The 12045-nt window shown below is 70.7% G+C and carries 10 protein-coding genes and 1 pseudogene; 2 read left to right on the top strand and 9 right to left on the bottom strand.

All coding sequences use genetic code 11. The features are described 5' to 3' along the window. The 3 genes from ON38_RS09380 to steA all read right to left on the bottom strand — a co-directional run. A partial coding sequence (locus tag ON38_RS09380; protein WP_039824063.1) for an NUDIX domain-containing protein occupies window positions 1–603 on the bottom strand: 603 nt, incomplete at its 3' end. Beyond that, window positions 600–2327 (bottom strand): CTP synthase, encoded by a 1728-nt coding sequence (gene pyrG / locus ON38_RS09375; protein ID WP_039824062.1) that lies wholly within the window; start codon window positions 2325–2327, stop codon window positions 600–602. The genes ON38_RS09380 and pyrG, both read right to left, overlap by 4 nt. Before the next feature lie 256 nt (window positions 2328–2583). Beyond that, window positions 2584–3801, bottom strand: coding sequence for a putative cytokinetic ring protein SteA (gene steA, locus ON38_RS09370; protein ID WP_039824061.1), 1218 nt, complete (start codon window positions 3799–3801; stop codon window positions 2584–2586). A 169-nt stretch (window positions 3802–3970) separates the two neighbouring features. Between steA and ON38_RS09365 the strand changes: the two genes are divergently transcribed. Beyond that, window positions 3971–4390 (top strand): SRPBCC family protein, encoded by a 420-nt coding sequence (locus ON38_RS09365; RefSeq protein ID WP_039824059.1) that lies wholly within the window; start codon window positions 3971–3973, stop codon window positions 4388–4390. A gap of 376 nt (window positions 4391–4766) precedes the next feature. On the opposite strand, the gene recN is transcribed toward ON38_RS09365, so the two are convergent. Genes recN through ON38_RS09340 form a run of 5 tightly spaced genes read right to left on the bottom strand, consistent with a single transcriptional unit; the run spans window position 4767 to window position 9505 of the window. Beyond that, complete coding sequence (gene recN / locus ON38_RS09360) at window positions 4767–6539, bottom strand: DNA repair protein RecN (RefSeq protein WP_039824064.1); 1773 nt, start codon at window positions 6537–6539, stop codon at window positions 4767–4769. Next, window positions 6517–7491 carry an NAD kinase gene (locus ON38_RS09355; RefSeq protein ID WP_039824058.1) on the bottom strand — a complete coding sequence of 325 codons (975 nt, stop codon included), beginning with the start codon at window positions 7489–7491 and terminating at the stop codon, window positions 6517–6519. Before ON38_RS09355 ends, recN begins: the two co-directional genes overlap by 23 nt. Further along, window positions 7488–8309: a TlyA family RNA methyltransferase gene (locus tag ON38_RS09350; RefSeq protein ID WP_039824056.1), complete on the bottom strand. Its 822-nt coding sequence runs from the start codon at window positions 8307–8309 to the stop codon at window positions 7488–7490. The genes ON38_RS09355 and ON38_RS09350 overlap by 4 nt, the downstream gene beginning before the upstream one ends. A 1-nt stretch (window position 8310) precedes the next feature. Then, on the bottom strand, window positions 8311–8595 hold the full coding sequence (locus ON38_RS09345) for a hypothetical protein (RefSeq protein ID WP_039824055.1): 285 nt from the start codon (window positions 8593–8595) through the stop codon (window positions 8311–8313). Window positions 8596–8608: 13 nt separating this feature from the next. After that, the gene (locus tag ON38_RS09340) at window positions 8609–9505 is read right to left on the bottom strand and encodes an HAD-IIA family hydrolase (protein ID WP_039824054.1); all 897 of its coding nucleotides are present in this window, start codon (window positions 9503–9505) and stop codon (window positions 8609–8611) included. A 262-nt stretch (window positions 9506–9767) separates the two neighbouring features. Here ON38_RS09340 and ON38_RS09335 point away from each other — a divergent pair, with 262 nt between their 5' ends. Further along, window positions 9768–10256, top strand: a complete 489-nt coding sequence (locus ON38_RS09335; RefSeq protein WP_039824053.1) for a GyrI-like domain-containing protein — start codon at window positions 9768–9770, stop codon at window positions 10254–10256. A 7-nt stretch (window positions 10257–10263) separates the two neighbouring features. Here ON38_RS09335 and ON38_RS09330 read toward each other — a convergent pair. Next, window positions 10264–11226 (bottom strand): annotated as a pseudogene (locus tag ON38_RS09330) (hypothetical protein); the annotation flags it as partial. Window positions 11227–12045 lie beyond the last annotated feature (819 nt).

The following is a 12045-nucleotide window of genomic DNA, read 5'->3' as shown; positions in this document are numbered from 1 at the left end:
CGGCCACGGCGCGTCGGCGGGCCGCAACGGCAGGTCGGCGGCCTCGGCCGCGCTCAACGCCAGCAGACCGGCGACGGCGGTGGCGTTCACGATCGTCCCGGCCAGCGCCGCGCGGACCGCCTCGGCGACCGGCATCCGCACCAGTTCCAGGTCGGCTTCCTCGTGTTCGGGGTCCGGTCGCTCGGTGTCGCTGAGCCCGCGCGCCAGATACACCCGCAGCGCCTCGTCGGTGAAACCCGGCGACAGGGCGACATCCACCAGTACCGACCAGTCCCGGGCGGCCAGCCCCGTTTCCTCGGCGAGTTCACGGCGGGCGGCCGCCAGCGGATCCTCGCCCTGGATATCGATCAGGCCGGCCGGGAGTTCGAGCAGCCGCTCGCCGAGCGGATGACGGTACTGGCGGATCAGCACCACCCGGCCGTCATCGTCGACCGCGACCACGGCGACGGCGCCGTGGTGTTCGACCACTTCACGTTCCACGACCCGCCCGTCCGGCATCTCCACCCGGTCCACCCGCAGCGCCAGGATCGCGCCCGAGTACACGAGCCGGCTGTCGACCGTCGCGAAGGCGTGACTGCCGGGTGCCGGGTTCGCGGGGGTCACGACACCCGCTCGGAGGTACCGGCCAGTTCCTCTTCGCCGGGGATGTCGACCGGCAGCCGTTCGGCGAGTTTGTACCGCAGCGCGGCGGCGATCAGTTCGGCGAACAGCGGATGCGGCCGGGTGGGCCGGCTCTTCAGCTCCGGATGGGCCTGGGTGCCGACGAAGAAGGGATGGATATCGGCGGGCAGTTCGACGAACTCCACCAGATGACCATCCGGGGACGTACCGCTGAACCGCAGCCCGCTGGCGGCGATCTTGTCGCGATAGGCGTTGTTCACCTCGTAGCGGTGCCGGTGCCGTTCGGAGACCTCGGTGGCGTGGTAGGCGCGGGCCACCACCGACCCCTTCTCCAGGACCGCCGGATAGGCACCGAGCCGCATGGTGCCGCCCAGGTCCGCCTCCCCGGCCACCGCCTGTTCCTGGTCGGCCATGGTGGAGATGACCGGGTGTTCGGTCTCCGGTTCGAACTCGGCGGAGTTGGCGTCGGTCAGACCCACCGACCGCGCCGCCTCGATGACCATGCACTGCAGGCCCAGGCACAGCCCGAGTAACGGCAGCCCCCGGGTGCGGGCGTGATGGATGGCTCCGACCTTGCCTTCGATCCCCCGGATCCCGAATCCGCCGGGGATGAGGACCGCGTCCACATCGCGCAGGGCGGCCTGCGCACCGGCCGGCGTCTCGCAATCGTCGGACTGTACCCAGCGCAGTTTCACCTTGGCCCGGTGCGCGAAACCACCGGCCCGCAGCGCTTCGGTGACCGACAGATAGGCGTCGGGCAGATCCACGTACTTACCGACCAGCGCGACCTCCACCGTCTCCCGCGGCGCGTGGACGCGGTCGAGGAGATCACCCCAGATCGTCCAGTCCACGTCCCGGAACGGCAACCCGAGTTTGCGCACGACGTAGGCATCGAGGGCCTCCCGGTGCAGCACCTTGGGAATGTCGTAGATCGACGGCGCGTCGGGAGTGGAGATACAGGCGTCGACGTCCACGTCGCACATCAGCGCGATCTTGTTCTTCAGGCCGGCCGGTACCTCACGATCGCAGCGCAGGATCAGCGCGTCGGGCTGGATACCGATACTGCGCAGCGCGGCCACCGAGTGCTGAGTGGGTTTGGTCTTGAGCTCGCCCGAGGGCGCCAGGTACGGGACCAGCGACACGTGCAGGAAGAAGACATTGTCGCGGCCGACATCGTGGCGGATCTGCCGAGCCGCCTCGAGGAACGGCTGCGATTCGATGTCGCCCACCGTGCCGCCGATCTCGGTGATCACCACATCCGGTTCCTGCCCCTGCAGGTCCGGTCCGCGCATGGCCAGGATGCGGGCCTTGATCTCATCGGTGATGTGCGGGATGACCTGCACGGTATCGCCCAGGTATTCGCCGCGCCGTTCCTTGGCGATCACCGACGAGTACACCTGACCGGTGGTGACGTTGGCGTCCCGGGAGAGATCCCGGTCGAGGAAGCGTTCGTAGTGCCCCACATCGAGGTCGGTCTCGGCCCCGTCCTCGGTCACGAACACCTCGCCGTGCTGGAACGGATTCATGGTGCCGGGATCGACGTTCAGATAGGGGTCGAGTTTCTGCATGGTGACCCGTAGCCCCCGCGCGGTCAGCAACTGACCGAGGCTGGAGGCGGTGAGACCCTTACCGAGTGAGGAGGCGACGCCACCGCTGACGAAAATATGCTTGGTGGCTGCCCGCGCCTGAATCCGTGTATGACCCACGGGTCTTCACGGTAACACGAAACCCGGGCGACGATCGACCGCCACTCCCGGTTAACCACCCGATCGCCGTATTCGCCCGGCGCCGCGCGCGCGGTGGCGCGCACCATCCGGCCACCCCTGCCCCGGGCGCACCACCGGCCACTTCTCTCACAGTTTCGCGGACCGGAGTCGCCGCACCGTCCGCTGCGCACAATGCTGCGTGATTGCGCGGACCGGCCGGTGACCGCGCCGCCCGCCGGGAAGCCGGCCGCGGCCCTCAGCTCGCCCCGGGCCGGCCGATCGTCTCCCGAACCCACAGATCCGCGCGATGCAGCAGGTCTTGCACCGGGGCGAGGATCTCGCTCCCGTGACCGGCGGCCAGCACCGCCACGATCAGCACGACCAGCGCCGCCAGCACCAGCAGCGCCATGAGCGCCCCCGGCACCCGGCTCCGGTAGAGCGTGGCCACCGCGGTGGCGTCCATGATCGCGCCCCCGACTTTCAGACGGGTCAGGAATGTCGCCGGGTTGCTGTCCCGGCGGCACCGATCGAAGAATTCTTCCAGCGACGCGGGCGCGCCCGCGGTGACGATGAGCGCGGCGCCACGGTGATGCGCGAGTAGCAGCGCCAGGTCCGCGGGCGTCCCGGAGCACGGGAAGGTGATCGCGCCGATCCCCAGCTCCTTGACCCGGTCCAGCCCCTCGGCGTAACCGTCCAGTTCCGCCGGCACGATCAGTTCGGCATTGCCGGTGAGAATTTTGGCGGGGAGCTGCTCGGGGTTGGCGACGATCAGGTCCAGCCGGTAGCCCGCGCGCCGGACGGCCTCCGCACCCGACCCCACCCCGATCATGATCGGGGCGTACTCCTTGATGAACGGTTTGAGCTTTTTCAGATCCTCGGCATGGCCGGGCCCGTCACCGACCACCACCACCTGCCGGCCGTTCAGGTCCAGATCCGGATCCGGCACCCCGATACCGTCCATGAGCAGCGACGATTCGGTCCGGACGAATTCGAGGGTGCCGGCGGCGAAGGATTCGAGATGGCCGGCCAGACCGTTGCGCGCTTCCGACAGCCGGTCGGCCACCGCGGTTTCGTCGAGTTCGAGGCATTCGACCAGCACCTCGGGTTCCCGGCGGGTGATGCGGTCGGCATAGACGACACCGCTGTCGATGCGCACCTTCGCGCCGTCCCTGATCCGGTCGAAGGCGTCGGAGGTGACCGCGTCCAGCAGCAGCACACCGCCGGCCACCAGGAGTTCGGGCCCGGGATTGGGATAGCGCCCCGAGATCGACGGCGAGGCGTTCACCACCGCCGCCACCCCGGCCGCGAGCAGCCGATCGGCGGTGACCTGGTCCAGGTCCATTTCGTCGAGGACCGCGATATCACCGGGTTCCACTCGATCGAGCAGCCGCCGGGTATCGCGGTCGACCCGGGCGGTGCCGGTCCGGCCGGGCAGCGTCTCGGAATTCTTCGACAGCAGCGCCAGCATCCTCATGCAGCGATGATCGTCGCAAACCCTCAACCATTGGTGGAGACACGCCGCGAGTCGATACCCGACGGCTATCAGACGGTTATCAAACGCACCGAGTCGGTCCGTCGTGACACGGAAATCCCCTGCCGTACGCCGTAAGCTGCCCGGGACAGCTACACGAAGAGGAGTCTCCATGGCCAGCACCACCGTCGATACCGTGATCGCCGCCCCGCGCGCGACCGTGTACCGGCTGTTCGCCGACCGCGAGAGCATCAATCCGTTTCTTGCGGTGAACGTAACGCTCGTCACACCGGGCACCACCGAACGAGAGGGCGTCGGCGCCCGGCACAAGATCGGTATCGGCCCGGTCGGCGTGGTCGAGGAGATCACCACGCTGGTCCCGGACGAGCGGATGGAGTACAAGATCGTCAAAGGCGCGCCGGTGAAGAGCCATACCGGCGTCATCACCTTCGCCGACGCCGACAACGGCACCCGGGTCACCTACACGATGACCTCCGACCCCTCGCTCCCCGTTCCGGCCAAAGTGCTCGAAATCGGCCTCAAAGGCCTGATCAACCAGTTCATCTCCGCCGCGCGCAAAGCCGTGGACTGACCTTCCGGGATCAGCCGGAGCCGCCCGCCGCCGCTACTGCCCGGGCGAGGTACCGGTCGGCTCCCGCCGGCGGACCGGTAGCCGATACCGAAACCCGTCGCGGCGCGGGTTCGACCTTCGACGAACTCCACAGGCCGCACTCGTAGCGCGGCGTGCGCCGCCTGGGGCTTTCGCTCGCTTCGCCCCGTCACTGTTGTCGCCGCCACCGCGCGCCGCGATGGCCGAGCGTTCGGGTACGAGGACTGGGCCGCGGGCCGGCTCAGCGCGACCCGGCCCGCGCCGGAGCGCTGGGGCTCCCGCCCGGCGAGCCGGGTGGTGCCCACGACTCCCACGCAGCGGCGCCCAACCCCGCACCACGTACCGGACCGGCCACCGGTCAGTACGCGGCCATCCGCTCGGCACGGGCGGTGTTCAGCAACTCCCAGGCGTGCGCACGACCGGTCTCGGTATCGTCGAGCCCGGCCAGCATGCGGGCCAGCTCCACAATCCGCTCGTCCTGGGTCAGCGCCCGCACCCCCGAATTCACGGCGCCCTCGCCGTCATCGGATTTGTTGACCACCAGATGGGTGTCGGCGAAGGCCGCCACCTGCGCCAGATGCGTCACCACGATGACCTGGTGGGTGCGCGCCAGCCGGGCCAGCCGCCGTCCGATCTCCACCGCCGCACGGCCGCCGACACCCGCGTCCACCTCGTCGAAGACCATGGTCGCCCCGTGCTCGGCACCGGCCAGCACCACCTCCAGGGCCAGCATCACCCGGGACAGCTCGCCACCGGACGCGCTCTTGCTCAACGGCAGCGACTGCGCACCGGAATGCGCGGCCAGCCGGAACTCCACCTCGTCCACCCCGGCCGGGCCCGCATGCAGTTCGACGCCGTCGATCAGCAGCGGCGCGGAGTCCTGGGCCCCGGCCGGCAGCGGCCGCACCTCCACCTCCAGCCGTGCCTTGCCCATGGCGAGGCCGCTCAGCTCCTCGGTCACCGCCGCCGCCAGATCACCCGCCGCCGCGGTCCGCGCCTGCGACAGTTTCATCGCCGCGGCACGCACCCGCTCCGCCGCCGCCTCGACCTCGGCGGTGAGCGCGGCGAGCGTCTCCTCCGAGACATCCAGCGAATCCAACCGGGTCCGCGCCTCGTCGGCCCATGCGATCACCCCGTCGATATCGGGTGCGTACTTACGGGTCAGCGACTTCAACTCGGCCTGCCGCGACAGCATGGATTCCAGCGCGCCGGGATCCGACGGCAGATCCGACAGATAACCGCTCAGCTCGGTGGTCAGATCCACCACCACCGCGATCGCCTCCGCCAGCCGCGGCGACAGCGCCGCCAACGCCGGGTCCTCGGCGCCCTCCACCCGGGAGCGGGCGACACCGAGCGCGTCCAGCGCCCCAACCCCTTCTCCGGGATTGTCGGCCGGACCGGCGAGCGCCTCGTGCGCGGTCGCCGCCGCCTCCCGCAACGAATCCAGATCGCTGAGCCGCCGGATCTCGGCCACCAGGCGTTCGTCCTCCCCCGGCTCCGGTGCGACGGCATCGATTTCGGCCAGCGACTGGGTGAGCCGTTCCGCCTCGGCCGCCATCTCCCGGCCGCGCGCGGTGCGCTCCAGCAGGGAGTTCCGGGCGTCCAGCCAGGTACGACGGCTTTCGACGTAATCCCGCAGTAGCGGGCCGACCGTCGCGTCGGCGAACTGGTCCAGCGCGTGCAACTGCTGTTCGGGCCGCTGTAATCGCAACTGGTCGTTCTGGCCGTGCACGGTGAGCATCGGCGCGGTGAAATCGGCCAGCACCGAGGCCGGTACGCCACGACCGCCCAGATGCGCCCGGGACCGCCCGTCGCTGCCGACCGTGCGGATCGCGATCACCGTGCCGTCGTCGTCGGCGACGGCCGCGGCCGCTTCCAGCACCGCTTCGGCTTCGGCGCGCGCGGACTCGTTCACCTCGTCGAGCGTGAACCGTCCCTCCACCACCGCGCGATTCGCGCCGAGCCGGACCCGCCCGGCGTCGGCGCGCGCGCCGCTCAGCAGGTGCAGACTGGTGACCACCATCGTCTTGCCCGCTCCGGTCTCCCCGGTGAGCACAGTCAGCCCTTCGTGGAATTGCGCGGTGGCCGTCGAGATGACGCCCAGTCCGTCAATTCTTATCTCTGTCAGCACGTGTGCCCTCCGTTCGCCGCCGGCCCCGCCAACCCGTGACCGGCAGCTCGAACTTGCGCACCATCCGGTCCGCGAACGGCGCGGAATCCAACCGCACCCACCGCACCGGCTCGGCACCCCGGACCGCCTCGACCCGGCCGCCCCGCGGCAATGCGAGGGTGCGCCTGCCATCCAGGAAAACTATCGCATCGTGGCCGGTGGCAACGGATTCGACCGCGATCCGTGAATCCGGGCTGGTGACCAGGGGGCGGGCGAACAGTGCGTGCGCGTTGCTCGGAATCACCAGCAGCGCTTCCAGTTCCGGCCACACCACCGGGCCGCCCGCGGAAAAAGCATACGCCGTGGAACCGGTAGGGGTGGCGACAAGAATTCCGTCGCACCCGTAGGACGAGACCGGTCGCCCATCGACTTCGAGCACCACCTCGAGCACACCCATCCGGGCCGCGTTCTCGATACTGGCCTCGTTCAGCGCCCAACCCTGTTCGATGATCTCGTCGTCGAGCCGGACGTTCACATCCAGGGTCATCCGCTCTTCGACCCGGTAGTCGCGCCGGACAACCTGAGCGAGCGCCTCGTCCAGGTTCTCCGCCTCGGCCTCGGTGAGAAATCCGATCCGCCCCAGGTTGATACCCAGGACCGGGACCGTCACCTGCCGGGCCAGTTCCGCGGCGCGCAGCAGGGTGCCGTCGCCGCCGAGCGCCAGCACCATCTCACAACCCAGCGCCGCGCCCGGCTCGTGGGCGACCACCTGCACCGGATAACCGCCGGGGTCGGCGACCGGCTCGGTATCGGCGTCGAATCGGGTGCTGTAGGCCTCGTCGGCCAATACCCGCAACCCGATTCCGGCCTCCGCGCAGATCTTCGCGACCCGATGCGCCGTTTCGCTGATCTCGGCCCGCCCGGGATGGGAAACCAGCAGGATCTCCCGCGGCCGGGACGCCTCCGTGTTCACTGCGGCCCCTCCTCGACTGCCCGCCGCACCAGTTCCCCCACCTCGTCGGCGGTGTAACCCGCCGACTCGTCCCGGCGCAGCCACAGAAAGTATTCGACATTGCCGGATGGGCCGGGCAATGGACTGGCCACCACACCCCGGGTGTGCAACCCCAGCTCCGCGGCAGCCGCGGCGACCGAGCACACCGCCTCGGCCCGCAGCCGCGGATCCCGCACCACCCCGCCGGACCCCACCCGATCCTTGCCGACCTCGAACTGCGGTTTCACCATCGGCAGCAGATCGGCGCCCGGCCCCACGCAACCCGCCAGCGCGGGCAGCACCAGCGTCAGCGCGATGAACGACAGATCGGCGACCACCAGCTCCACCGGCCCGCCGATATCGGCGGCGGTCAGGCTGCGCACATTGGTCCGGTCATGCACCCGCACCCGGTCGTCGGTACGCAACCGCCACACCAGCTGGCCGTAGCCCACATCGACCGCGACCACTTCGCGTGCGTCCCGGCTGAGCAGCACATCGGTGAAGCCGCCGGTCGACGCCCCGGCGTCGAGGCAGCGCCGACCCGCGACCGCCAGCCCCCGCGGTTCGAACGCCTCCAGCGCGCCCAGCAGTTTGTGCGCCCCGCGCGAGGCCCAGGCCACTTCGTCGACCTGTTCCTTGACCACCAGTGGGGTACCGGTCTCCACCGCGGTCGCCGGTTTCACCGCGACGGTGCCGTTGATCAGCACCCGCCCGGCGCCGATCAACTCCACCGCGTGTTCCCGTGACCGCGCCAGACCACGGCGGACCAGTTCCGCGTCCACCCGCGCCCGCCTGGCCACCTCAGATCTTGTCCACCGTGGCCAGCGCCTGCACCAGCACCTCGTGTGCCTGATCCAGGATGTGCGCACGGCGGGCCAGATCGGCGCCGACGGAATCGTCCCCGGCCTCGCCCCCGGTATCCGGTACGGGCCCGAGTTCGGCGAGCAGAGCGCGGACTTCGGCGCGGATCCGCTCCGGGTCGGCGGGTTCACCGTGCCCGGCGGTCCCGGGCAGATGCCGACCGGGCAACGGCACCCCGGAGCGGGCGGTGCCGGGAGTGTGCGGGCGGGGATTCGGGGTAGTCATCGTGGGCTCAACGCTATCGGATTTCCGAACGGGGCGCGCGCACCGTCAACGCCCGGCCCGGGTGCGCCCGCAGTCGCGCGGACACCTCCTGCGGGGCGACAAGACCCGGCACCGGCGGTTGTCCCAGGGCGTCCAGACTGCCGGCGACGTAGGTGGGTAGTTGCTCTTCCGGAAGCCCGGTGAGTTCGCCGGCAGTACTGACCCCGGTCAGTACGAGCAGCGAATCCAGGGCCACGTTCTGCGCCCCGGAGATATCGGTGTCGAGCCGGTCGCCCACGACCAGCGCCGCCCGCGTACCCGCCCGCACCACGGCGTCTTCGAGCAGCGGCGGATACGGCTTGCCCGCCACCACGGGATCCAGATCGGTGGCGGCCCGCAGCGCCGCGACCATCGCCCCATTCCCCGGCGCGAGCCCGCGCTCGTTCGGCAGCGTGCGATCGGTGTTGGCCGCCACCCACACCGCCCCCGCCCGCAACGCGTAGGCCGCCTCCGCCAGATCGGGCCAGGCCGTCTGTGGCGAATGTCCCTGAACGACCGCCGCCACCGTCTCCGTGGCCCGGCGCACAGGCTGCAGACCGGCCGTCTTGACCTCCGCGGCCAGATCCTCGGAACCGACGACCAGTACCTCCGATCCCGGTGCCAGCTGCTCGGCCAGCAACCTGCTCGCGGCCTGTGCACTGGTCACCACATCCGCCTCCACCGCCGGATATCCCAGCTCGGCCAGATGGGACGCCACACTCGCGGCCGCCCGGCTCGCGTTGTTGGTGACGTACACCAGCCGCTGCGCCCCACCGGCCAGCGCCGCCGGCGCGCCGTCGATCACGTCGGCGCCCCGGTACAGCGTCCCGTCCAGATCCAGCAGCAGCGCCTCGTACCTGTCCCGCAACCGCGTCTCACTCGCTTCCCGCACACCCGGACCCTACGTCCTGCCCCCGACGCCCCGGACACCCAGCCGCTTCCCAGCGCCCATACGGTTTCGGTGGCCTGCCCTGCCGGCGTCCGGGCCGATACCCGGCCATGTGGTCTCCGCACCCGCACGACAGGCCCCGCTCGCCGCCTCCGTTTCGCGCCGAACACGGTGCGCGGCCGCCGATGAATTCCCGCGCCACGATCCGTCGGAACCGGCGAGAGGCCGCACTGCGGCGACCACCCGACCACTACCGAGGAGAGCCGTGACAGCCGACCCGGCCGACCGCACAGCCGAACCCGAACTGCTCGAAATCGCCGAAACGATCACTGCCGTGGTGCGCGGCCGAGTGACGCCGGCGCAGACGATCACGTTCTTCGACAGCTCGTTCGGCATCCTTCCACCGGCCATCGCCGCGCAGAACGCCGTGATCACCGGCCCGGCGCTCTCCCGGTGGGGGACCGCCTCCGAGGAAGCCACGGAGCTGGAAGTGGGGTTCCCCGTCGATCGGCGGATCAGGGCCGACGGCGAGGTCGTCCCCGGGGTGCTCCCGGCGGGACGGATCGCCCGGGTGGTGCACTTCGGCGCGTTCGACGCGCTGGGCGTCACCTGGGACCGCCTGCACGGCTGGATCACCGAACAGGGTCTGGTCCCGGGCGCCGACCGCTGGGAGGTCTACCTCACCGAGCCGAACCCCCAGATGGACCCGGCCGATCTGCGAACCGAGCTCAACTGGTCGGTCACCCGGCCCTGAGAGCCGGTCAGGCTTCGCCGGTCAGCTCGGCCGCGCGCTCCTCGGCATCGGTTTCGCCGTCGAGGTCCGCGGCGGCCGCGTTGAAGAACCAGGTCTGTCCCTCATTGGTGCGCCCGGCCGCGACCAGCGCGTCGGCGTAGGCGTAGAACAGCCTGGCGGGACCCGAACCGGTGCGTGACGGGTCCAGGTCGGAGGTCTGCAGGGTCACCACGGCCTGGTCGTATTGGCCGAGGTCCATCCGCGCGCCCGCGACCACGATACGCAGTTCGATGGCCTCGTCGCCGGTGAGCGCCCGGCCCTCGTCGCTGCGGCCGATCTCGATCGCGCGTTCGGGCCGGCCCAGACCGCGCTCGCAGTCCGCCATCACCGCGAGCAGACCGGACCCACCCGCCATCCGGCGCGCCGCGCGCAGCTCGGACAGGGCTTCGGCCCATTCCCCGGCGTGATAGGCGACGACCCCGGCGGTTTCCCGCACGACGGCGATTCGTCCCGCCCGCTGCCGCGCGGCCCGCGCATGGGCCAACGCGAGCTGCGGATCGTCGTCGAGAACCTGCACGGCCATCGCCAGATGCCGGGCGACGGTTTCCGCATTGCCCTTGTCCAGGCTCAGCAGGTCCCGCCGGATCGAGGAATCGAGATCACCGGCCTGGACCTCGTCGGGCAGATCGGGCTCGTCCGGCCGCGGCGGCCGTCGATCGGCTCCACGACCCCCGCCCTCACCACCACGACGCCGGGGCCCGCCGGCCTCGCCACCGCGGGCGAATCCCGAACCGCCGCGCTCGGCCGAACCGCCGCGGTCCCGGCGCGGCCGGTCGCCTCCACGGTCGCCCCGGTCGGGTGCACCACGTCCGCCGAAACGACGCTCATCGGTCTCCCGCTCGAACCCAGCGCGCCCACCAAAACCACGCTCATCGCCCCCGCGATCGGACCCGCCGCCTCCGCCGGACCGACGTTCATGGTCCCCGCGATCGGGCCGGCCGCCTCCGCCGAAGCGGCGATCGTCGGCGCCGCGAGCGGACCGCTCTGCCGGACGGCCGCCGAACCGGGAATCGTCCGCACCACCTCGGCTGTCCGCACGCCCGGCGCCACGGTTGTCCCGGCCGCGATCGGTATCGCCGGAAGAAGAACGCCCTTGTGACCGGAAGTCGCCGCGCTCGCGCGTTCCGTACTCCCGCTTGTCCCCGTCCGGACGCGACTGCGGCCGTACACCGCGCGAACGGTTGTCCTCCCAGTTCGATCGGGCACCTTCGGCGCGGAAAGCCGGACGGCCTCCTGCCCGGTCGGCACCGCGTTCACGCTGCCCCGGAGCTCCGGTCCGTTCCTCGCGGCCGCTGCGATCGGCCCGCTGCGGGCCCCGAGAGCGGTCGCCACCGAATCCGGTATCACCGGACCCCGTACGCCCGCGCCCCGCGCCCCTGTCGCCCGATTCGCCACCACGGCGGGCGTCACCACGATTGTCATCGTCTCGGCGGAAACCGCCACGGCCACCCGAACGGCCGGTATCACCGGAACCACCGCCCGACCGCCGGCCGTCACCGGCGCCCTCGCCACGGCGGAAGCCGGCGTCGGGCCCGGAAGAATTGCGCCGGAACGGCTTCCGGCCATTGTTCTGTTCCGGCACGGCGGGTCCCTCTCTCGGTTACCAGATCGGATCAATAGAGCACGATGGCAATACGGTCGAACCGCCGACAATGGTGGAATCGTGCTCACACCAAGTTTACGGGCCGGATCGCCATAGGCAGAAATGCAGGTAGGGGACCCACGAATGGGTCCCCTACCTTGAAAGTAT

Source organism: Nocardia testacea NBRC 100365 (assembly GCF_000308775.1).
Lineage (GTDB): Bacteria > Actinomycetota > Actinomycetes > Mycobacteriales > Mycobacteriaceae > Nocardia > Nocardia testacea.
This window is presented reverse-complemented; position numbering and strand designations above follow the sequence as displayed.